Genomic DNA, 21,447 nt, shown 5'->3' with positions numbered 1-21,447 from the left:
AGAGCACCGGACGGCAGGTCATCAGACAGCAGGGCGTCGGACAGCTGGGCCCCGGACAGCAGGCGTCAGTTCGAGTAGAGCCGCCCGCTCATCCACTCCAGGGCCGGCGGGATCTCCCGGCGCCAGGTGTTGAAGTTGTGCCCGCCGCTGTCGAGGATGATCGACGACACGTGCGAGGGCGCCTTGACCTTGCTGATGAACGTCTGTGTGGCGTTGAGATTTCCCTCACCCTTCTTGGACGAGGTGACCAGGAGGGACACAGGGCCCTGCGGCCGGTTGTCCAGGCTCCACAGCAGATCGGAGCGGTTCCGCAGCTGCTTGTCGCCCCGGAAGAGATCACCGGTCGTCGGGTCGACGGGCGCCTTGTAGTACGCCGAGAGCCCGACGCCCACGGAGAACCGCTCCGGATGGTGCATGGCGATCTTCAGCGCGCAGTAGCCGCCGGTGGAATTGCCGATGATGCCCCAGCTCTTCGGCTCGCGTCCCACCCGGTACGTCCGGGACACCGCCAGCGGCAGGTCCTTGGCGAAGAACGTCTCCGTCTGCGGCCCGCGGGGGATGTCCACGCACTCGGTGTCCCTCGGCGGCGCCACGGTGGGCCTCAGCATCACCAGCACCATCGGCTGCATCTTGCCGTCCTTGGCCAGCTGCCAGGCGGTCTTCGGATAGTTCAACCCCTTGATCAGGTTCTCCGCCATCCCCGGATAGCCGGTGAGCACCACGGCGACCGGGAAGGTCCGGTGCGCGAATCCCTGCCGGAAGTACTCCGGCGGCAGATAGACATACGCGGTGCTGTCGATCCCGGACTTCGGGCCGCTGACGACGATCCTCTGGACCTGGCCGGCCACCGAGGGCACCGAACCGCCGGGCGTGGGCGTCCGCTGTGTGTCCATCACCGTCACGTGATTGCCGCTCGCCGAGTGGTCGACCACCGCCCCCAGGTCCTGCTTGCGCCCGAACAGGTCGGACCACGAACCGTAGAAGAGGAAGGAGTTGTTGGCGACGAGACCGACCGCCATGAACACCGCCACTTGCGTGGCGAACAGCAGTCCGATCCGGCCGAGCACGACACGCGGCGTACCGCGCGACAGACGCGGCCAGAGCCAGATGGTCACGACGAAAAGCGCAACAGCCAGCAGGACGGCCAAGGCCAGGACTTTACGGCTGGTAAGACCCATGTCGACCGAGCTTTCTCCTGTGAGATTTTCCGAAACGCTGAGGAACCCGACCCTCGAAAGCCCCGTCCTAGAGGTCGCGAAATGTCCGGCCCGCGAAGAAGAAGCGGAGACGGGCACCACACTCTCTCGCGGAACCACGGGAAGCGATGTCTGTGACGTTGGATGGGGATAATTCAGGATTGGTTCCGGGTCGGTCACAGCACAACACGGGCATACCTCCCAAGCCACTGACACGCCGTCCGTTCCGGCGGACCCGGCGTCTGTTCCGCGGCCCGCGCCCCGAATCCGTCCCCGCGCTGGTCGGCACCGCCTGCACCCTCGTCGGGCTGATGGACATCGCCGCCGGGGTCTTCCCCCGCTTCCGCCACAGCCGGATGCACACCTTCGCCGAGGTGCTGCCGGGGGCGCTCGGCCCCCTGTCCGCCGCGCTCTCCCTCAGCGCCGGCGTACTCCTCCTGCTGCTCGCGCACGGCCTGAAACGCCGTAAGCGCCGCGCCTGGCGGGCCGCGGTCGTGCTGCTGCCCGCGGGCACCGTGGCGCAGTTCGGCTACCGGCACTCGCTCGTCGGCGCCCTGCTCTCGCTGGTGCTGCTCGCCCCGCTGCTCCGCCACCGCGCCGAGTTCGCCGCCCTGCCCGACCCGCGCAGCCGCTGGAAGGCGCTGGCCAACTTCTTCCTCATGGGCGCGGGCTCCATCGGCCTCGGGCTGATCATCGTGAGCGTCCATCCGCACCGGACCGTCGGCAACCCCAGCCTCGCCGAACGGCTCGAACATGTGCTGTACGGCCTCTTCGGCCTCGACGGGCCCATCGACTACAGCGGCGTCGTGAGCGGCACCGTCGGCGACTCCCTCGGCGCGCTCGGCCTGCTCACCGCCCTCACCACCGGCTATCTCGCCTTCCGCCCCGAACACCCCGCCGCCCGCCTCACCGAGGACGACGAACGGCGGCTGCGCGCCCTGCTCGCCCGGCACGGCGGCCGTGACTCCCTCGGCCACTTCGCCCTCCGCCGCGACAAGGGCGTGGTCTTCTCCCCCAGCGGCAAGGCCGCCGTCTGCTACCGCGTCGTCTCCGGGGTGATGCTCGCCAGCGGCGACCCGATCGGCGATGTCGAGGCCTGGCCCGGCGCCATCGAACGCTTCATGGACGAGGCCAAGGCCCATTCCTGGACCCCCGCCGTCATGGGCTGCAGCGAGACGGGCGGCGAGGTCTGGACCCGCGAGACCGGACTCGACGCGCTGGAGCTGGGCGACGAGGCGGTGGTGGACGTGCCGGATTTCTCCCTGCACGGACGCGCCATGCGGAACGTACGCCAGATGGTGACGCGCATCGAGCGCGCCGGCTACGAAACGCGGGTACGGCGCGTCCGTGATCTCTCCGACGGCGAACTGGCCAGAATCCGCCGCGCCGCCGACGACTGGCGCGGCACCGACACGGAACGCGGCTTCTCCATGGCCCTCGGCCGGATCGGCGACCCCGCGGACGGCGACTCCGTGATCGCCACGGCCCACAGGCCCGGCCAGGACGCGGCCGGCCCGTACGGCGACCTGAAGGCCCTGCTCCACTTCGTCCCGTGGGGTACGGACGGGATGTCCCTGGACCTGATGCGCCGCGACCGCTCCGCCGACCCCGGCATGAACGAACTGCTGATCGTCGCCTCCCTGCGGGCCGCCCCCGCGCTCGGGGTGGCACGGGTCTCCCTCAACTTCGCGATGTTCCGCTCGGCACTCGCCCGCGGTGAACGGCTGGGCGCGGGACCGGTCCTGCGCGGCTGGCGGGGGCTGCTGGTCTTTCTCTCCCGCTGGTTCCAGATCGAGTCGCTGTACCGCTTCAACGCCAAGTTCCAGCCACGCTGGGAGCCGCGCTACGTGGTCTTCCGCAGCACCGGCGAACTGCCCAGGATCGGCTTCGCCGCGATGCGGGCCGAAGGCTTCGTCACCCTCTCGCTGCCCCGCCCCCTGCGCCGGCTCACCCGCGACCGGAACCCCCGCCCCTGCGCCCACGACATCGCGAGCCCGCCCGACCACGAGGTCCGTACCGCATAGGTCGTGTCCGGCCCGCCTCCAGGGCCGCTCCGGCGCCCGTCACGCGCCCGTCGCGCGGATCCGGCCGGGCGGCCCGCCCCCGGGGAAACCCCCTAGGGTGGGCGTATGAGTACGTTGCGCGCGCGGGGCACGGTCGAGGGGCTGCCGGAGTGGGACCGCTGTGCGGTGATGGGAGTCGTCAATGTGACCCCCGACTCCTTCTCCGACGGTGGCCGCTGGTTCGACACCACCGCCGCCATCAAGCACGGCCTCGGCCTCGTCACCGAAGGCGCGGACCTGGTGGACGTCGGCGGTGAGTCGACCAGGCCCGGCGCCACCCGCGTCGACGAGGACGAAGAACTCAGGCGTGTGGTCCCCGTCGTACGCGGCCTCGCGGACGAAGGCGTCACCGTCTCCGTCGACACCATGCGCGCCTCCGTCGCCGAGCGGGCGGTCGCGGCCGGCGCCGCGCTGGTCAATGACGTCAGCGGCGGACTCGCGGACCCGGCCATGGTGCCCACCGTCGCCGCCGCGGAGGTGCCCTTCGTGGTGATGCACTGGCGCGGCTTCAGCGAGCGGATGAACAGCCGCGCCGCCTATACCGACGTCGTCGCGGAGGTCGTCGCCGAACTGCGCGCCCGGATGGACGCGGTGATAGCCGGAGGCGTCGCCCCCGAGCGGCTTGTCATCGATCCCGGCCTCGGCTTCGCCAAGCAGGCCGAGCACGACCTCGCGCTCCTCGCGCACCTCACCGAGCTGCGCGCCCTGGGCCGGCCGCTTCTGGTCGCGGCCTCCCGTAAACGCTTCCTCGGACATGTCCTCGCCGGCGGCGAGGGCTCCCCGCCGCCCGCCCGCGAGCGCGACGCGGCCACCGCGGCCGTCTCCGCGATCGCCGCCCACCAGGGCGCCTGGGCGGTCCGCGTCCACGAGGTACGGGCGACCGCCGACGCGGTACGGGTGGCCCGCGCCGTCGAGGGAGCCCAGTGACCGCGCGTACGGACAACGAACAGGTCGAGGTGGCCAACACCACGTTCTACGAGGCCATGGAGCGCGGCGACTTCGACGCGCTGTCCGCGCTCTGGCTGGACGGCGACGACGACGGGATCTCCTGCGTCCACCCGGGCTGGCCCGTACTCACCGGCCGCGGCGAAGTGCTCCGCTCGTACGCGCTGATCATGGCGAACACCGAGTACATCCAGTTCTTCCTGACCGATGTCGTGGTGTCGGTCTGCGCCGACACCGCGCTGGTGACCTGCACGGAGAACATCCTCAGCGGCGGCCCCGCCGAGGAGAGCGGCGAGCTGGGACCGCTCGTCGGCCAGTTGGTCGTCGCCACCAACGTCTTCCGCCGCACACCCGAAGGGTGGAAAATCTGGTCACATCACGGCTCACCGGTTCTGGCCGAAACCGACGAGGAAACGGACGACGAGACACCCGCGTAAGTGGGTAGGCAGCCTCTGCGGGCCGATCGGCGGGACCCGGGCAGGGGTGGCCGCCGGGCAGGCCCGCACCTGTCCCTCACCCCCGCACGAGAGCACTGTCCGTGCCCGCGGGTAGATTCGAATCAGGGGACCCGGCCGCCCGCACCCGACCGGGTGCTCCGACGACCAACGACAGCAGGAGTGATTCGCGTGGATCGTGTCGCGCTGCGCGGCCTCAAGGCCCGCGGGCATCATGGCGTCTTCCCCCGGGAGCGCGAGGAGGGCCAGACCTTCATCGTGGATCTGATGCTCGGCCTCGACACCCGCCCCGCGGCCGCCGACGACGACCTGGCGAAGACCGTGCACTACGGGATCGTGGCCGAAGAGGTCGTGGAGGTCGTCCAGGGAGAGCCGGTCGACCTGATCGAGACGCTGGCGGAACGGATCGCCCAGCAGTGCCTGAAACACGACGGCGTCCAGGAGGTCGAGGTGGTCGTACACAAACCGGACGCCCCGATCACCGTCCCCTTCGACGATGTGACCATCACCATCACCCGGAGCCGAGTATGAGTGTGTTTTCCGCCAACGGTCCCCAGGGCGACCCGACCGTACAGCCGGTACCCGCCTCCGTGGTCGCGCAGGTCGACGCCGCGGACACCACGCTGTCCAACCCGAAACGCGCCGTGGTCTCCCTCGGCTCCAACCTCGGCAACCGCCTGGAGACGATCCAGGGGGCCATCGACGCCCTGGAGGACACCCCGGGACTGCGGGTCAAAGCGGTCTCCCCGGTGTACGAGACCGAGCCCTGGGGCGTCGAGCCCGGCTCCCAGCCGTCCTACTTCAACGCGGTCGTCGTGATCAAGACGACGCTGCCGCCGTCCTCACTGCTGGAGCGCGGCCAGGCCATCGAGGAAGCCTTCGACCGCGTCCGCGAGGAGCGCTACGGTCCGCGCACCATCGACGTGGACATCGTGGCGTACGCGGACGTCGTCTCGGACGACCCGGTGCTCACCCTGCCCCACCCCAGGGTCCACGAGCGCGCCTTCGTCCTCGCTCCGTGGCACGACGTGGAGCCGGAGGCGCAGGTCCCGGGCCATGGCCCGGTCGCCGAACTGCTGGCGGACGTCGACCGCGGTGGTGTCCAGACCCGGACCGATCTGGAACTCCGCCTGCCCGAGTAATGGTTAGGGTCAGCGGGGCCGGTACCGCGAGGGCCGGTACGGCGAAGGTCAGTACGGCGCAGGTCAGTACGGCGAGGGTCGGTACAGCGAGGCGAAGGGCTTTCTCGGTGAAGCAGTTGCGGATCGGCGTCCTCGCCGGCCTGTTCGTGGTGGCAGGCGTGCTCTCCTGGGGCGCCGCCCGCCTGTGGGACTCCTTCGGCACGCTGCCGAGCGTCCCCCTCGCGGCGCCGATCGTGCTCGCGGTGATCGCCGTCGTCCTGGCCGCGACAGCCCTCTCGCTGCGCGCGAGGCTGAAGGCCCAGCGGGAGCGCCGCCCCGGCGCACAGGGCGTGAACCCACTGATGGCGGCCCGCGCGGTCGTCTTCGGCCAGGCCAGCGCCCTGGTCGCGGCCCTCGTCTCCGGCATGTACGGCGGCACCGGCGTCTTCCTGCTCGGCTCCCTCGACATCCCCGCCCGCCGCGACCAGGCCATCTACGCGGCCTTCTCCGTCCTGGCGGGCATCGCGGTGATCGTCGCGGCGTTCTTCCTGGAGCGGGTCTGCAAACTCCCGGAGGACCACGACAAAAACGGCACGGCCCCGGCGGGCCCCACCGCCTGAACGGCCGCGCCCTCGGACGACCCTGCTCGGACGGCCCGGCTCAGCGGGCCATTATCAGACTCATCGCCTCCGCGCGGGTGGCCGGAACGCGCAGCTGGCCACGGACGGCCGAAGTGATCGTCTTGGCACCGGGCTTCCGTACGCCCCGCATGGTCATGCACATGTGCTCGCACTCGACGACCACGATCACCCCGCGCGGGTCAAGAATCTCCATCAGCGAGTCGGCGATCTGCGTCGTCAGCCGTTCCTGGACCTGCGGCCGGCGGGCGAAGACATCCACCAGCCTGGCCAGCTTGGACAGTCCGGTGATCTTGCCGTCCGAGGACGGGATGTAGCCAACATGAGCAACCCCGACAAATGGCACCAAGTGATGTTCACAGGAAGACATCACTTCGATGTCCTTCACAAGGACCATCTCGTCGTGGCCGAGGTCGAACGTCGTGGTCAGCACCTCTTCAGGTGTCTGCCAGAGCCCCGCGAATATCTCCCGGTACGCCCGCGCCACCCGGCCCGGAGTCGCCCGCAGGCCCTCGCGGTCCGGGTCCTCCCCGACCGCGATCAGCAGCTCGCGCACCGCATTCTCGGCCCGCTTCTCATCGAATTCGCGGATGGGGCTCTCCCCGTCCAGCATCACCGGGTCGGTCATGTGTGCCTCGTTCCTGTGCCGTTCTGTGGGCGGGCAAACGAATGCCGCGCCCCCACAGGCTAAAACCTGGGGGGCGCGGCATCCATTCCGGGCCAGGTGAGGCGCCCGGATCAGCTCTCGGGACGCTCCTCGGGGACCGCCTCGTTGGGCGTCTCGCCGCTCGTCACCGCGGGCATCCCGCCGTTCGAGCCCGAGGCGCCATTGGTCAGCGCCAGCTCCTTGGGCGAGAGCACCGGCGGCCGCGTCGAGGGTGTACGACGCGAGGAGCCGGTCCATGCCGGACGGGACGGGCGCTTCACGATGGTCGAGAAGATCTCGGCGATCTGTTCCTTGTTCAGCGTCTCCTTCTCCAGGAGCGCCAGGACCAGATTGTCGAGCACGTCGCGGTTCTCGACGAGAATCTCCCACGCCTCGTTGTGCGCGGTCTCGATGAGCTTCTTGACCTCTTCGTCGACCAGCGCCGCGACCTCTTCCGAGTAATCGCGCTGATGCGCCATCTCCCGGCCGAGGAACGGTTCGGTGTTGTCGCCGCCGAACTTGATCGCGCCGAGCCGCTCGGTCATGCCGTACTGCGTGACCATCGCCCGAGCCGTGGCCGTGGCCTTCTCGATGTCGTTGGCCGCGCCTGTCGTCGGGTCATGGAAGACCAGTTCCTCGGCCGCGCGCCCGCCCATCATGTAGGCGAGCTGGTCCAGCATCTCGTTGCGCGTGGTCGAGTACTTGTCCTCGTCGGGCAGGACCATGGTGTAACCCAGGGCCCGGCCGCGCGACAGGATCGTGATCTTGTGCACCGGGTCGGAGTTCGGAGACGCCGCGGCGACCAGGGCGTGACCGCCCTCGTGGTACGCGGTGATCTTCTTTTCCTTCTCGGACATGATCCGGGTCCGCTTCTGCGGGCCCGCCACGACGCGGTCGATCGCCTCGTCCAGGGAGTGGTTGTCGACCAGCTTCTTGTCGCTGCGCGCCGTCAGGAGCGCCGCTTCGTTCAGCACGTTCGCCAGATCCGCGCCGGTGAAGCCGGGCGTACGACGGGCGACAGCGCCCAGATCGACGTCCGGGGCGACCGGCTTGCCCTTCTGGTGGACCTTCAGGATCTCCAGCCGGCCCTGCATGTCCGGCCGGTCGACGGCGATCTGCCGGTCGAAGCGGCCCGGGCGCAGCAGCGCGGGGTCGAGGATGTCGGGCCGGTTCGTGGCGGCGATCAGGATGACGCCGCCCTTCACGTCGAAGCCGTCCATCTCCACGAGCAGCTGGTTCAGCGTCTGCTCGCGCTCGTCGTGGCCACCGCCGAGACCCGCACCGCGGTGCCGGCCGACGGCGTCGATCTCGTCGACGAAGACGATCGCCGGGGCGTTCGCCTTGGCCTGCTCGAAGAGGTCACGCACACGCGAGGCGCCGACACCGACGAACATCTCGACGAAGTCGGACCCGGAGATCGAGTAGAAGGGCACCCCGGCCTCACCCGCGACCGCGCGGGCGAGCAGCGTCTTGCCCGTACCGGGCGGGCCGTAGAGCAGCACGCCCTTCGGGATCTTGGCTCCGACGGCCTGGAACTTCGCCGGCTCCTGAAGGAACTCCTTGATCTCGTGGAGCTCCTCGACCGCCTCGTCGGACCCGGCCACATCGGCGAAGGTCGTCTTCGGGGTGTCCTTGGTGATCAGCTTGGCCTTGGACTTCCCGAACTGCATGACACGGGAGCCGCCGCCCTGCATCTGATTCATCAGGAACAGGAAGACCACGACGATCAGGACGAAGGGAAGCAGCGAGAGCAGCACCGAGACGAACGGGCTCTGCTTCGTCGGCGAGACCGTATAGCCCTTGCTGATGTCGCCGTTCTGGAACTTGGTCTGGAGCGTCTTGGCCAGCGTCGCACCCTGGCTGCCGATATAGCTCGCCTGGATCTTGTCGCTGCCGTTGATCTTCTGGCCGTTTTTGAGGTCGACCTTGATGATCTGTTCGTCGCCGGTGGTCAGTCTGACCTGCTCGGCCTGGTTCTTGTCGATCGCCTGGACGACCTGACCGGTGTCCACTGTCTTGTAGCCGCCCGACGAGCCGACGACCTGCATCAACACGACCACGGCGAGGACGGCCAGCACGATCCACATGACCGGCCCACGGAAGTATCGCTTCACGTCCATCCATACGGAGCGAAGTCGCCCCGTCCCTCCTGCCCGTAGGTAAATGCTGCTGTGAGAAAAGACTGTTCTTCGGACGGTACCCCAGCATTGTGGCCCGCGACCGCACGGGACGGCTGGCAAACCCGTCTTCCCATGCTCCAACGGCGCGAGGGGGTCTGGGGTTCCCGGCCGCGGCGAAGCCTTTCCCTGGGACTTCGCCGCTCTTCGGAGCGCTCAGGTGCGCCGAGGTGCGCTCTAGCCGCGTGCGCGCTAACCGCCGTACACATGCGGAGCGAGCGTCCCGACAAAAGGCATGTTGCGGTACTTTTCCGAGTAATCCAGGCCATATCCCACGACAAACTCATTGGGAATGTCAAAGCCGATCCATTTGACGTCGATCGCGACCTTTGCGGCATCCGGCTTACGGAGCAGGGTGCAGACTTCGAGCGAGGCCGGCTCCCGCGAACCGAGGTTGGAGAGCAGCCACGACAGGGTCAGACCCGAGTCGATGATGTCCTCGACGATCAGTACGTGCTTGCCCTTGATGTCGGTGTCCAGGTCCTTGAGGATCCGGACCACGCCGGAGGACTGTGTGCCCGCTCCGTACGAGGAGACGGCCATCCAGTCCATCGTCACGGGGGTGGACAGCGCCCGCGCCAGGTCCGCCATGACCATCACGGCGCCCTTGAGGACTCCGACGAGAAGCAGGTCCTTGCCCGCGTACTCCGCGTCGATCTTCGCGGCCAGTTCGGCCAGCTTCGCGTCGATCTCTTCCTTGGTAATGAGCACCGACTGGAGGTCGTTGCCCATGTCCTTGTCGTCCACCCGCATCACTTTCGTCGTCGGCCGGGGGTCCGGGGCCAAGGCACTGGCGGCCCGGGAGACACAGCCGTAAGTGCATCAGCGCTTCAGCCCTGCCGGATGACCAGTCTGCCACCCTGCCTCCGGGCCTCCACGCGGCCGGGCAGGTTGATGGCTCCCTGGCCGCGCCAGCCGGTGATCAGGCGGTCGACCTCTTCGATGTGACGGGCGAACAGCGAACCCGCGGGGGCGCCCGCGGCGATGACCGCCCGGCGCAGCACGCGGCGGCGGACGGCGGCCGGGAGGACGTACAGCTTGGCGCACCGCAACTGCCCGGAATCGTCCCGTACGGACTCCTCGACGGTGGCGGCCCAGGTGTCCAGGGCGTCGGCGTCGTCGCGGGAGAGCTGTGCCGTACGGGCCAGGGCCTCGACGACGCCCTTGCCGAGCGCCTTCTCCAGGGCCGGCAGCCCTTCCTGGCGCAGTCGTGAACGGGTGTACGCGGGGTCGGTGTTGTGGGGGTCGTCCCAGACGGGGATCGACTGGACCAGGCAGGCCTTGCGGGCGGTCTGCCGGTCGAGTTGGAGGAAGGGGCGCCGGTAGCGGCCGGCCGCCCCCGAGACGGCGGCCATCCCGGACAGCGAGCGGGTGCCGGAGCCGCGGGCGAGCCCGAGCAGCACGGTCTCGGCCTGGTCGTCGCGGGTGTGGCCGAGCAGGACAGCGACGGCGCGGTGGCGCTCCGCGGCGGCGTCGAGGGCGGCGTAGCGGGCGTCACGGGCGGCGGCCTCCGGCCCGCCCTCCCGGCCGACGGTCACGGCGACGGATTCGACGGGGTCCAGGCGCATGGCGCGGAGTCGGGTGACGACTTCGGCGGCGCGGAGGGCGGAGCCGGCCTGGAGGCCGTGGTCGACGGTGACGGCTCCGGCGCGGACGGAAAGTTTGGGGGCCTCGAAGGCGAGGGCGGAGGCGAGCGCCATGGAGTCGGCGCCGCCGGAGCAGGCGACGAGCACGAGCGGCGGCTCGCCGGCGGGGACGGACGAGATGGCGGAGAAGTTCTCCGCCCGGTCGGTGAGAACGTCGTGGAGTACGCGGCGGACCGCCAGGCGTATCGCCGCGACCGCAGGATGGGGACCCATATCCGGTGCCCTTCGTGATGTTATTTGGGGGGTGCCTCGGTCGGAGTAAGGACGGAGAGCGTCACTCAGAGTGCGTCGATGGTGACAGAACCGAGCCATTACCCGAGCATTGCACGCCTATCCCTCACCCACGGTCCCTCGGATGGGTGATACCTGAGGCGTACTTCTGCCGTGAGCCGCGCCCGTCTCAGGAGTCCGCCCTGCGGTGCACCCGCGCGATCCAGTCCGCCGGTTTAGCGATCTCCGCCTTCGTGGGGAGGGTGTTCGGCGAGGTCCAGACCCGGTTGAAGCCGTCCATGCCGGTCTCCTCGACCACGGCCCGTACGAACCGCTCCCCGTCCCGGTACTGGCGCAGCTTGGCGTCGAGGCCCAGCAGTTTGCGCAGCGCCTGGTCGAGACGGCCCGCGCCGCGGGCCCTGCGCTGCTGGAACTTCTCGCGGATCTCGGCGACCGACGGCACGACGGCCGGTCCGACGCCGTCCATCACGTAGTCGGCGTGCCCTTCGAGGAGGGACATCACGGCCGTGAGCCGGCCAAGGATCTCGCGCTGCCCGGGGGTCTGCACCAGTTCGACGATGCTGCGGCCGTCCTCGTTCTCCTCGCCCTCCGGGCGCCCGCCGGCGAGCGACTGCGCGGCTTCGCGGAGCCGTTCGACGAGGGTCATCGGGTCGACCTCGGTCTGGTCGAGGAATGACTGGATCTCGCCCTGGAGGTGGTCGCGCAGCCAGGGCACGCCGGTGAACTGGGTGCGGTGGGTCTCCTCGTGGAGGGCGACCCAGAGCCTGAAGTCGTGCGGCTGAACGTCCAGTTCGCGTTCGACATGGACGATGTTGGGGGCCACGAGCAGCAGTCGGCCGCCGCCGTTCGCGGCCGCGGGGAGATCGCGGGTGGCGGGGGCGAACGTCTCGTACTGGCCGAGGACGCGGGACGACATGAACGACAGCAGCATGCCCAGCTCCACGCCGGTCACCTTGCCGCCGACCGCGCCGAGCACGGCGCCGCCGGGACCGCCGGGACGGCGCTCCTGCATCTTCGACAGGAGGGGCCCCAGCAGCTCACGGAATCCGGCCACGTTCGCCTTGACCCAGCCGGCCCGGTCCACGACCAGGACGGGGGTGTCGGGCGGCTCATGGCCGTCCGGAACCATGCGCGTGTACGCGCGGACGTGCTCCTCCGAGGACTTCGCGTGCCGCCGCAGCTCGGCGACGATCTCTCGCGCCTCGTCCCGGGTCACTTCCGGTCCCGGCCGCACGAGGCGGGTCGCGGTCGCTACCGCGAGATTCCAGTCGACCATCTGGGCACCACCGATGCTCGTCATGCGTCAACCGTACGTGCTCGACCCGGGGAGCGGTGGGGTGTGCGTGGCCCGGTTCTTCCCCTACGGGACCCTTAGGGGGCGCCGCGGGCCAGGCGGGACTTCGACAGGCCCTATGGGACCAGGGCCGCGGAGAGCCTGTCCAGGGCCTCCTGGGCGGTGCCGGGGGCGGGGGTGGCGCCCGCCATGAAGGCGAAGGCCAGCAGCCGGCCCCGCGCGTCGACGACCGTGCCCGCCAGGGCGTTCACCCCGGTGAGCGTGCCGGTCTTGGCGCGGATGAGTCCGGCTGCGGGCCCGGCGTCCGCGAACCGGCTCCGGAGGGTGCCGTTGAACCCGGCGACCGGCAGTCCCGTGAGTACGGGGCGCAGCTCCGGGCGCGCGGGGTCGGCCGCGCGGGCCAGCAGCGCGGTGAGCAGGGCGGCGCTGACCTTGTCCTGGCGGTCGAGGCCGCTGCCGTCGGCGAAGCGGGCGCCGGTGACCGGCAGTCCGAGCTTCTTGAGCTCGGCGGCGACTGCGCGGCCCGCGCCCTCGAAGCTGGCGGGTTCGCGCGCCGCGATGGCGGTCTGCCGGGCCAGCGACTCGGCGATGTCGTTGTCGCTGTCGGTCAGCGCGCGTTCGACGAGATCGGAGAGCGGGCGCGAGTAGGTTCGCGCGACGGTCTTCGAGCCCTTGGGTGTCTTACCGGGCTCGGGCGCCGCGGAGGTACGGACGCCTCGCTCGCGCAGCAGTCCGGCGAAGACGCGGGCGGCGTCGCCCGCCGGGTTGCCGCTGCGGGGGGCGGGTCCGCTGCGGGAGGTGTCGAGCCTGCCCTGATCGGCCATCAGGGCGACGACCGGGGCGATGTTGTCGTTGGGGCCGATCGGGTGTTCCCGGCGGCCGGAGTAGAGGGAGGTGTCGTAGCGGAGTTCGACTTTGGTGACGCCCCGGTCGCGCAGCGCGCCGGCGGTGTCGTCGGCGAGGGCGCGCAGTCCTGCCTGGCCGAGGGTCGCGTCACCGCCGCCGACCAGGGTGATCCTCCCGGCGTCCGCGGTGGCTGTCACCGTGGTGGCGATGCGGTGATCGGGGCCGAGCGCGGAGAGCGCGGCGGCCATCGTCGCGATCTTGACCGTGGAGGCCGGGACCATCGGGGTGCCGGCCGCCTTCCCGTACAGCGGTTCACCGGTCGTGGCGTCGATGACGGACGCCGACCGGGCCGTACCGAGCGCGGGGTCGTCGAGGAGCCGCCCGAGCTTCTTCTTGAGATCCACGGACGCGGTTCCGGCATTCGGGGGCTCGGTACCGGGTGCGGAGAGCGCGGAGAGCACGCCGGCGGCGCTGGGGGCGGGCTCGGGCGTACGGGGGGCGGACGGGCCGTGATGTGCGCCACCCGTACGGCTCTGCGCGACCGCCCACTCCCGCTCGGCCTTACGCTGACCGGAGTCCCAGGGGCCGGCCGCGGCCACCGCCGTGGCGGCGAGCGCCATGCCGACCACGACGGAACCCGCCGTGAGCTGCCACACTTTCGGCTCAAGCACGGTTGACCAGCCCCTTTCGCGATCACACTGCTGCGTGGGGGACACTTAATCACTGCGCCTTGCCACGAGCATGGCACCCCGGCCAGGAGTGGGCCCGCTGTCCGCTCCCGGACGGGGGGTCTCCTGCGTGAAGACGCAGCACCACTGACAAATGTGTTGATCATGGAGGAGCCACCCGTGGAGTTCGACGTCACCATCGAGATCCCTAAGGGTTCGCGGAACAAGTACGAGGTGGACCACGAGACCGGTCGGATCCGCCTGGACCGTCGTCTCTTCACCTCGACCAGCTACCCGGCCGACTACGGATTCGTCGAGAACACCCTCGGCGAGGACGGCGACCCGCTGGACGCGCTGGTCATCCTGGACGAGCCGACCTTCCCGGGCTGCCTCATCAAGTGCCGTGCCATCGGCATGTTCCGGATGACGGACGAGGCCGGCGGCGACGACAAGCTGCTGTGCGTCCCGGCGTCCGACCCCCGGGTGGAGCACCTGCGCGACATCCACCACGTCTCGGAGTTCGACCGCCTGGAGATCCAGCACTTCTTCGAGGTCTACAAGGACCTGGAGCCCGGCAAGTCCGTCGAGGGCGCCGACTGGGTCGGCCGCGCCGAGGCCGAGGCCGAGATCGAGGCCTCGTACAAGCGACTTGAGGCCCAGGGCGGCGCGCACTGATCAGGCACTGACCGCGCACCGGCCGCGCATCGGCCGCGCGCTCCCGCGTGTGACCGGCCGGCCGCCGGGCCGATGGCAGGCGGATGACGGGCGGCGTACCCCCGCGAGGGGTGCGCCGCCCGTCCGCGTGTGTGGACCGTCCGCGTGTGTGACTGCCCATGTCCATGCCCATACTGGGCAGACGTGTGGCTGCGTGGCGCCGAGATCCGGCCCCAGGAGCGAGGGAGCAGAGGGTGGTGGCGGAGTCCGGCGGTCCGGAGGACCGGAAGCCTCAGACGGACGAGGCGCACAGCGCCTTCACGTCGCCGTCCGGAGTGGAGCAGCCGCCTCCCGAGGACGACCATCCGAGCTCGGAGTTCGCCCTTCCCGAGGGGCTGAGTACGGAGCACCAGGCCGAGCCGGAGGGCTCGGCCTTCGATCTGCCGGGCGGTACGCCGGCCGACGGGTCCGGCGCGGGCGGCGGATGGCGGTCGCACCACCCGTACACCCCTACCCGGGGCGTCCCGGTGATCCAGCTGAGCAAGGAAGCGCCCTGGCAGGACCGGATGCGCACCCTGCTGCGGATGCCGTCCGGCGAGCGCCCCGTACCGGAGAGGGTCCAGCGCCACGACGACCAGGGGCCGGCCGTGCCCCGGGTGCTCGACCTGACACTGCGTATCGGTGAGCTGCTGCTGGCCGGCGGCGAGGGGGCCGAGGATGTCGAGGCCGCCATGTTCGCGGTCAGCCGCGCGTACGGCCTCGACCGCTGCGAGCCGACCGTCACCTTCACCCTGCTGTCCATCTCCCATCAGCCGTCGCTGGTGGACGACCCGGTGACGGCCAGCAGGACCGTACGCAGACGGGGCACCGACTACACCCGGCTGTCCGCCGTCTACACGCTCATCGACGACATCACCACCGAGGACACGGACGTCACGCTGGAGGAGGCGTACCGGCGGCTCGCGGAGATCCGCCGTAACCGGCACCCGTACCCCGGCTGGGCGCTGACCGTGTCGAGCGGACTGCTGGCCGGGGCGGCGTCCGTGCTGGTCGGCGGTGGCGTGGTGGTGTTCGCGGCGGCGGCGCTCGGCGCGATGCTCGGCGACCGTCTTGCCTGGTTGTGCGCCGGGCGCGGGCTGCCGGAGTTCTATCAGTTCGTGGTGGCCGCGATGCCGCCCGCCGCGATGGGGGTGGCGCTGACGCTGCTGGGCCCGCATGTGTCGTGGGAGGGCCGGCCCTCGGCCGTGATCACCGGTGGTCTCTTCGCGCTGCTGCCCGGGCGGGCGCTGGTGGCGGGGGTGCAGGACGGGCTGACGGGCTACTACATCACCGCCGCCGCACGACTCCTGGAAGTCATGTACTTCTTCATCGCGATCGTCGTCGGTGTGCTGCTCGTGCTGTATCTGGGCGTTCAGCTGCACGCGCAGCTGACGCCGGAAGCCGCGCTGCACAGCGAGGTACGGCCGGTGGCCCAGACGCTCGCGGCGGTGACGCTGAGCTTCGCCTTCGCGATCCTGCTCCAGCAGGACCGCTCGACCGTACTGATGGTCTCGCTCAACGGCGGTGTGGCCTGGATCGTCTACGCGGCGATGCATGACGTGGGCGGTATCTCGCCGGTGGCCTCGACGGCGGTCGCCGCCGGTCTGGTGGGGCTGTTCGGACAGCTCTTCTCGCGCTACCAGTTCGCTTCCGCGCTGCCCTACATCACGGCGGCGATCGGACCGCTGCTGCCCGGCTCGGCGACCTACTTCGGGCTGCTGGGCTTCGCGCAGAACGAGCCGGCCCGCGGGCTCACCTCGCTGTCCCAGGCGGTGGCGCTGGCGCTGGCGATCGCCGTCGGGGTGAACCTCGGTGGGGAGATCGCCCGGCTGTTCCTCACGGTGCCGGGGGCGGGCCGGGCGTCGAGCCGCCGCGCGGCCAAGCGGACGCGCGGCTTCTGAGGGGTCTCGGATATCTGAGGGATCCCGAGTACGAGGGGTCCCGATATCCGAGGGGTCTCGTGGAGTTCAGCGCTTGGCGTGACGGCCGCGGCCACCGCTGCCCGGGGCGCCCGGCGTACCCGGGGCGCCCGGAGCGCGCCCGTCCGTCGCGGCCGTACCCGGACCGACCAGACCGTCATCGACGCCGGGCAACCGCGCGGCGTCCTTCTTGGACTTGGAGCGCGCCCGCAGGAACTCGATCACGATCGGCAGCACCGAGATCACCACGATGCCGATCAGGATCATCTCGATGTTCTTGGTCACGAACTCGATCTTGCCGAGCGCGGCCCCCAGCAGCGTGACGCCCGCGCCCCACAGCGTGCCGCCGATGATGTTGTACGTGATGAACGAGCGGTAGTTCATCTGGCTCACACCGGCGATGATCGGCGTGAACGTACGGACGACGGGCACGAAGCGCGCGAGGACCAGCGACTTGGGGCCGTACTTCTCGAAGAATTCGTGCGCCTTCTCGACGTTCTCCTGCTTGAAGAGCTTGGAGTCCGGGCGCTTGAACAGCGCGGGACCCACCTTCCGGCCGAAGAGATAACCCACCTGGTCACCGATGATCGCGGCGCACACGATCAGCAGACAGACCAGCCAGAGCGGAGTCTTGAGCGTGCCGGCCGTCACCAGCAGGCCGGTGGTGAAGAGCAGCGAGTCGCCCGGCAGGAAGAAGCCGATGAGCAGGCCGGACTCGGCGAAGACGATGACCAGAACACCGATCAGCCCGAAGGTCCCGATCAGATAATCCGGATCCAGCCAGCTGGGTCCGAGCGCAAGGGTGGTCACGGGTTCCGGACTCCTGTGTCATTAGTCGGTCGATCGTCAATTCGGCGTGGTCGGCCGCGCACAAGCTATCAACGCCTACCTTCCCTTCCAGGTTCCACCCGGCCCCTAAGCGACGCACTCCGGATCCGGCCGGGGACCCACACCGGACGCAGCCGGGTCAGACCCGCCCAAAGCCGCGTGCCGGCCGGGCGCGACCGCGTTCCCGGGACGCCCCGGGAAAGGGCCGCGGGGGCGTTACGGGCGGTTACGGTGAGCGCGTGGCCCATGACGCTCCGTCCGCTGCCCCTTCCGCCGCCCCCTCGCCCTCGGCCCGCACGCTGTTGCCGCTGGTCGTGCCCTCTCTCCTGGTCGGCGCCGCCTCGGCGCTCGTACTGCTGGGCGTGAGCGAGATCGCGCATCAGCTGGAGGACGTGCTGTGGGGGACGCTCCCCGACGCCCTCGGGGTCGGCCGCTACTCCACGCTCTGGATGATCGTGATGCTCACGGCCACCGGGATCGCGGTGGGGATCGTCGTACGGCAGGTGCATGGACACGCCGGACCGGACCCGGCCACCACCGGGCTGGTCGACGAACCGATGCGCCCCGGGGTGGTGCCGGGGCTGCTGGTGGTCACGGTGCTGGCGCTGGCCGGCGGGGTGAGCCTCGGCCCGGAGAACCCGATCACCGCCACCAATGTCGCGCTCGCCTACTGGCTCGGCCGCAAGGCGGCGCCCGGCGCTCCGGCGGCGCTCTGGTTCTCCCTCGCCGCCGCGGGCACGATCGGAGCGCTGTTCGGTACGCCCGTGGCTGCGGCGCTGGTCCTGACCGAGACACTCGCCGCGCGGCCCGGCCCCGGCTCGCTCTGGGACAAGCTGTTCGGTCCGCTGATCGCGGCCGGCGCGGGCGCGCTCATCACCGCCCTGGTCGCCCATCCGGCCTTCGACCTCGCCCTGCCCGCGTACACCGGCACCCACTGGAGCGATCTGCTGGCGGCGCTCGTGATCGCCCCGCTCGCGGCGGCGCTGGGGCTGGCGGCCAACTACGCGTTCCCGTACGTCCACGCCGCCTTCCGGCGTCTCGGCCACCCCGTCCTCGCGGTCACCTCCGGCGGGCTGGTCCTCGGTCTGCTGGGGGCGCTCGGCGGGCCGCTGACGCTGTTCAAGGGGCTGGACGAGGTGAAGACGCTGGCCGCCGATCCGGATGGCTGGTCGGCGGGCTCGTTCGCGCTGATGACGGTGGTGAAGCTGGCCGCGCTGGTCACCGCCGCCGCCTGCGGCTTCCGGGGCGGGCGGATCTTCCCCGCCGTCTTCGTCGGGGTCGCGCTGGGCCTCTGCGCCCACGCGCTGGTCCCGGCCGTACAGCCCGGCCTGGGGGTGGTCTGCGGGGTGCTCGGCATCCTGCTCGCCATCACCCGGCAGGGCTGGCTCAGCCTGTTCACCGCGGCGGTCCTGGTCGCCGATCCCAATGTGCTGCCGCTGCTCTGCGTCGCCGCCCTGCCCGCCTGGCTGGTCGTCACCGGCCGCCCTCGGATGCAGCTGAGCGAGGACGGCACGCCCCTGCGGTGACCCCCCGAACCCGGCGGGCGGTTCGCCGCTTTCGTCCGTATTCTCGCGAGGGGAACCGTACCCATCCCGAGGAGATCCGCCGATGCCACTCCACCGAGGCGCGGACAAGGCGGCCGGAGTGCCCCGGAGCGAACGCGACGAGGTGCTCAGGCTCTCGATCAACCCCTTCTACGGGGAGGCCGATCCGACCAGCGAGATGACCTCGGCGCCGGCCACCCAGCGGCTTCCCGACGGCCCGACCCCGCCGGACACCGCGTACCAGCTGGTCCACGACGAGCTGATGCTCGACGGCAACTCGCGGCTCAACCTCGCCACCTTCGTCACCACCTGGATGGAGCCGCAGGCCACGACCCTGATGTCGGAGTGCCGGGACAAGAACGTGATCGACAAGGATGAGTACCCGCGCACCGCCGAACTGGAGCGGCGCTGTGTGGCGATGCTCGCCGACCTCTGGAACGCCCCCGATCCGGCGACGACCGTCGGCTGCTCGACGACGGGATCCAGTGAGGCCTGCATGCTGGCCGGCATGGCGCTCAAGCGCCGCTGGACCGCGCGCAACGCCTCGCGCTATCCGGCGACGGCCCGGCCCAATCTCGTCATGGGCATCAACGTGCAGGTCTGCTGGGACAAGTTCTGCAACTTCTGGGAGGTCGAGGCGCGACAGGTGCCCATGGAGGGCGAGCGCTTCCATCTCGACCCGCGGGCCGCCGCCGACCTCTGCGACGAGAACACCATCGGGGTGGTCACCGTCCTGGGCTCCACCTTCGACGGGTCGTACGAACCCGTCGCCGAGCTGTGCGCGGCGCTGGACGCGCTCCAGAAGCGTACGGGGCTCGACATCCCCGTCCATGTCGACGGGGCGTCGGGGGCCATGGTGGCGCCCTTCCTCGACAAGGACCTGGTCTGGGACTTCCGGCTGCCGCGCGTCTCCTCCATCAACACCTCGGGGCACAAGTACGGGCTGGTCTACCCGGGCGTCGGCTGGGCGCTGTGGCGCTCGCCCGCCGAACTCCCCGAGGAACTGGTCTTCCGCGTCAACTACCTGGGCGGTGACATGCCCACGTTCGCGCTGAACTTCTCCCGGCCGGGCGCGCAGGTCGTCGCGCAGTACTACACCTTCCTGCGGCTGGGCAGGGACGGTTACCGCGCCGTCCAGCAGACGGCGCGGGACATCGCCGGGAGACTGGCCGGGCGGATCGAGGAGATGGGCGACTTCCGGCTGCTCACGCGCGGGAACGAACTGCCGGTGTTCGCCTTCACCACCGCCCCCGGCGTGACGTCCTTCGATGTCTTCGACGTCTCGCGCCGGCTGCGCGAGCACGGCTGGCTCGTACCCGCGTACACCTTCCCCGCCAACCGCCAGGATCTGTCCGTGCTGCGGGTGGTCTGCCGCAATGGCTTCTCGGCCGACCTGGCGGCGCTGCTGGTGGCCGACCTGAAGCGGGTACTGCCAGAACTACGCGGCCAGGAGGCCCCATTGGGGCGGGACAGGTCGAAGGCGACGGCCTTCCACCACTAGGTCCTGTCTTCAAAGTAGCGCCGTCCGCCCGGAGGGCGGGCTCGGAGGCGGCCGGTGCGTGCGATCGCAAGGCGGAGGGTCGCCCCAGTACTGGATGTACTGGGGTGATCCCGACAACGCCGCGAGCGTACGTGCCGGGCGTCGCCGAGCAGGCGGGACCGACCCCGTACGAGGTCAGCGGCTGAGCCTCCCGAACCGCCGTACCGCCAGCGGGAAGAAGAGCGCGAGCAGCACCACCGGCCATAGGACCGCCAGCGTCCCGGCGTGCTCCGCCGGCCAGGAACCGCCCACCGCGCCCGGGCTGCCGAACAGATCGCGTACCGCCGTCGCCGTCGCCGACATCGGGTTCCACTCCACGACCGCGCCCAGCCAGCCCGGCATGGACTCCGGTGTCGCGAACGCGTTGGAGAGGAAGCCGATCGGCCAGACCAGGATCTGGACCGCCTGCACCATCTCGGGGCGGCCCGCCACCATCGCCAGCTGGATGCCGAGCCAGAGCATCGCGAACCGGAACAGCAGCAGCAGTCCGAGGGCGCCGAGGAAGGACGCGGTGCCCTCGTGCCAGCGCCAGCCGATCGCGTAGCCGACGCCGGTCATCACGATCAGGCTGACCGCCGACTGGAGCATGTCCGCCACGCTCCGGCCCACCAGGACCACCGACGACGCCATGGGCATCGAGCGGAAGCGGTCCACCACCCCCTTGTTCAGGTCCTGGGTGACGGCGAGCATCGTGGACTCCAGGCCGAAGGCCATGGTCAGGGCGAGCATGCCGGGGACGAGGAAGTCGACGTACGCCCCCTCGATCCCCCGTCCGCCGCCGATGAGATAGCCGAACATCAGCAGCAGCATCACCGGGAAGACGAGTCCGACGACGATCTGGACCGGCTGCCGTGCCCAGCGGGCGAGTTCGCGCCGGGTCATGGTCCAGGAGTCGGCGAGCGCCCAGCCGAGCCTGCTGCCTTCAGGGCCCGTGCCCGAGCCCGTGCCCGAGCCCGGACCCCTGTCCGTGGACGCCGATGCCGTGGCGTTCACCGTC

At 70.4% G+C, this 21,447-nt stretch carries 19 protein-coding genes; 10 read left to right on the top strand and 9 right to left on the bottom strand.

The window, feature by feature from the left end; genetic code table 11:
• Nucleotides 1–65 precede the first annotated feature (65 nt).
• Entirely contained in the window at nt 66–1,178 is a 1,113-nt protein-coding gene (locus ACFRMN_RS24600; protein WP_383022861.1) for an alpha/beta hydrolase, read from the bottom strand.
• Nucleotides 1,179–1,324: 146 nt separating this feature from the next.
• On the opposite strand from ACFRMN_RS24600, the gene ACFRMN_RS24595 reads away from it, so the two are divergent.
• The 6 genes from ACFRMN_RS24595 (at nt 1,325) to ACFRMN_RS24570 (ending at nt 6,400) form a co-directional block, all read left to right on the top strand.
• Entirely contained in the window at nt 1,325–3,220 is a 1,896-nt protein-coding gene (locus ACFRMN_RS24595; protein WP_383022860.1) for a phosphatidylglycerol lysyltransferase domain-containing protein, read from the top strand.
• Between the two features lie 105 nt (nt 3,221–3,325).
• Nucleotides 3,326–4,186: a dihydropteroate synthase gene (gene folP, locus ACFRMN_RS24590; protein WP_383022858.1), complete on the top strand. Its 861-nt coding sequence runs from the start codon at nt 3,326–3,328 to the stop codon at nt 4,184–4,186.
• Complete coding sequence (locus ACFRMN_RS24585; RefSeq protein ID WP_365750423.1) at nt 4,183–4,641, top strand: nuclear transport factor 2 family protein; 459 nt, start codon at nt 4,183–4,185, stop codon at nt 4,639–4,641. Before folP ends, ACFRMN_RS24585 begins: the two co-directional genes overlap by 4 nt.
• Before the next feature lie 189 nt (nt 4,642–4,830).
• The gene (gene folB / locus ACFRMN_RS24580) at nt 4,831–5,190 is read left to right on the top strand and encodes a dihydroneopterin aldolase (RefSeq protein WP_030354471.1); all 360 of its coding nucleotides are present in this window, start codon (nt 4,831–4,833) and stop codon (nt 5,188–5,190) included.
• Complete coding sequence (gene folK, locus ACFRMN_RS24575; RefSeq protein WP_383022856.1) at nt 5,187–5,801, top strand: 2-amino-4-hydroxy-6-hydroxymethyldihydropteridine diphosphokinase; 615 nt, start codon at nt 5,187–5,189, stop codon at nt 5,799–5,801. Before folB ends, folK begins: the two co-directional genes overlap by 4 nt.
• Before the next feature lie 107 nt (nt 5,802–5,908).
• Nucleotides 5,909–6,400: a DUF3180 domain-containing protein gene (locus tag ACFRMN_RS24570; protein WP_365750419.1), complete on the top strand. Its 492-nt coding sequence runs from the start codon at nt 5,909–5,911 to the stop codon at nt 6,398–6,400.
• 40 nt (nt 6,401–6,440) lie between these two features.
• On the opposite strand, the gene folE is transcribed toward ACFRMN_RS24570, so the two are convergent.
• The 6 genes from folE to dacB form a co-directional block, all read right to left on the bottom strand.
• Nucleotides 6,441–7,046, bottom strand: coding sequence for a GTP cyclohydrolase I FolE (gene folE / locus ACFRMN_RS24565; RefSeq protein ID WP_129770978.1), 606 nt, complete (start codon nt 7,044–7,046; stop codon nt 6,441–6,443).
• Between the two features lie 110 nt (nt 7,047–7,156).
• On the bottom strand, nt 7,157–9,184 hold the full coding sequence (gene ftsH / locus ACFRMN_RS24560; protein WP_383022854.1) for an ATP-dependent zinc metalloprotease FtsH: 2,028 nt from the start codon (nt 9,182–9,184) through the stop codon (nt 7,157–7,159).
• A gap of 249 nt (nt 9,185–9,433) precedes the next feature.
• Entirely contained in the window at nt 9,434–9,994 is a 561-nt protein-coding gene (gene hpt, locus ACFRMN_RS24555; protein WP_030354476.1) for a hypoxanthine phosphoribosyltransferase, read from the bottom strand.
• A 77-nt stretch (nt 9,995–10,071) separates the two neighbouring features.
• Nucleotides 10,072–11,100 carry a tRNA lysidine(34) synthetase TilS gene (gene tilS, locus ACFRMN_RS24550; protein WP_383022852.1) on the bottom strand — a complete coding sequence of 343 codons (1,029 nt, stop codon included), beginning with the start codon at nt 11,098–11,100 and terminating at the stop codon, nt 10,072–10,074.
• Nucleotides 11,101–11,287: 187 nt separating this feature from the next.
• Nucleotides 11,288–12,418, bottom strand: coding sequence for a zinc-dependent metalloprotease (locus ACFRMN_RS24545; protein ID WP_383022851.1), 1,131 nt, complete (start codon nt 12,416–12,418; stop codon nt 11,288–11,290).
• A gap of 110 nt (nt 12,419–12,528) precedes the next feature.
• Nucleotides 12,529–13,929, bottom strand: coding sequence for a D-alanyl-D-alanine carboxypeptidase/D-alanyl-D-alanine-endopeptidase (gene dacB / locus ACFRMN_RS24540; RefSeq protein ID WP_383022849.1), 1,401 nt, complete (start codon nt 13,927–13,929; stop codon nt 12,529–12,531).
• Nucleotides 13,930–14,106: 177 nt separating this feature from the next.
• Between dacB and ACFRMN_RS24535 the strand changes: the two genes are divergently transcribed.
• Nucleotides 14,107–14,601 carry an inorganic diphosphatase gene (locus ACFRMN_RS24535; protein WP_003968257.1) on the top strand — a complete coding sequence of 165 codons (495 nt, stop codon included), beginning with the start codon at nt 14,107–14,109 and terminating at the stop codon, nt 14,599–14,601.
• A 233-nt stretch (nt 14,602–14,834) separates the two neighbouring features.
• The gene (locus ACFRMN_RS24530; protein ID WP_383022847.1) at nt 14,835–16,520 is read left to right on the top strand and encodes a threonine/serine exporter ThrE family protein; all 1,686 of its coding nucleotides are present in this window, start codon (nt 14,835–14,837) and stop codon (nt 16,518–16,520) included.
• 66 nt (nt 16,521–16,586) lie between these two features.
• Here the strand turns inward: ACFRMN_RS24530 and ACFRMN_RS24525 are convergent, their stop codons facing one another.
• Nucleotides 16,587–17,348: a DedA family protein gene (locus tag ACFRMN_RS24525; protein ID WP_383022845.1), complete on the bottom strand. Its 762-nt coding sequence runs from the start codon at nt 17,346–17,348 to the stop codon at nt 16,587–16,589.
• 257 nt (nt 17,349–17,605) lie between these two features.
• Between ACFRMN_RS24525 and ACFRMN_RS24520 the strand changes: the two genes are divergently transcribed.
• Together ACFRMN_RS24520 and ACFRMN_RS24515 are read left to right on the top strand one after the other, a co-directional pair.
• Nucleotides 17,606–18,892: an ion channel protein gene (locus ACFRMN_RS24520; RefSeq protein WP_383022844.1), complete on the top strand. Its 1,287-nt coding sequence runs from the start codon at nt 17,606–17,608 to the stop codon at nt 18,890–18,892.
• 82 nt (nt 18,893–18,974) lie between these two features.
• A complete protein-coding gene (locus tag ACFRMN_RS24515; RefSeq protein WP_383022842.1) occupies nt 18,975–20,411 on the top strand; it encodes a glutamate decarboxylase in 1,437 nt (478 codons plus the stop codon).
• A gap of 174 nt (nt 20,412–20,585) precedes the next feature.
• On the opposite strand, the gene ACFRMN_RS24510 is transcribed toward ACFRMN_RS24515, so the two are convergent.
• Complete coding sequence (locus ACFRMN_RS24510) at nt 20,586–21,332, bottom strand: ABC transporter permease (protein ID WP_383022949.1); 747 nt, start codon at nt 21,330–21,332, stop codon at nt 20,586–20,588.
• Nucleotides 21,333–21,447: the final 115 nt, after the last annotated feature.

Origin of the sequence: Streptomyces sp. NPDC056835, assembly GCF_042789485.1 — a bacterium.
Classification (GTDB): Bacteria; Actinomycetota; Actinomycetes; order Streptomycetales; family Streptomycetaceae; genus Streptomyces.
The sequence above is the reverse complement of the archived record's forward strand: the minus strand, read 5'-3'. Positions and strand labels throughout refer to the sequence as shown.

Bases quoted from the DNA above. Each gene is read 5' to 3' on its own strand.
- ACFRMN_RS24600 (WP_383022861.1), bottom strand. From the start codon at position 1,178: ATGGGTCTTACCAGCCGTAAAGTCCTGGCCTTGGCCGTCCTGCTGGCT.
- ACFRMN_RS24595 (WP_383022860.1), top strand. From the start codon at position 1,325: ATGTCTGTGACGTTGGATGGGGATAATTCAGGATTGGTTCCGGGTCGG.
- folP (WP_383022858.1), top strand. From the start codon at position 3,326: ATGAGTACGTTGCGCGCGCGGGGCACGGTCGAGGGGCTGCCGGAGTGG.
- folK (WP_383022856.1), top strand. From the start codon at position 5,187: ATGAGTGTGTTTTCCGCCAACGGTCCCCAGGGCGACCCGACCGTACAG.
- folE (WP_129770978.1), bottom strand. From the start codon at position 7,046: ATGACCGACCCGGTGATGCTGGACGGGGAGAGCCCCATCCGCGAATTC.
- ftsH (WP_383022854.1), bottom strand. From the start codon at position 9,184: ATGGACGTGAAGCGATACTTCCGTGGGCCGGTCATGTGGATCGTGCTG.
- hpt (WP_030354476.1), bottom strand. From the start codon at position 9,994: ATGCGGGTGGACGACAAGGACATGGGCAACGACCTCCAGTCGGTGCTC.
- tilS (WP_383022852.1), bottom strand. From the start codon at position 11,100: ATGGGTCCCCATCCTGCGGTCGCGGCGATACGCCTGGCGGTCCGCCGC.
- ACFRMN_RS24545 (WP_383022851.1), bottom strand. From the start codon at position 12,418: ATGACGAGCATCGGTGGTGCCCAGATGGTCGACTGGAATCTCGCGGTA.
- ACFRMN_RS24515 (WP_383022842.1), top strand. From the start codon at position 18,975: ATGCCACTCCACCGAGGCGCGGACAAGGCGGCCGGAGTGCCCCGGAGC.
- ACFRMN_RS24510 (WP_383022949.1), bottom strand. From the start codon at position 21,332: ATGACCCGGCGCGAACTCGCCCGCTGGGCACGGCAGCCGGTCCAGATC.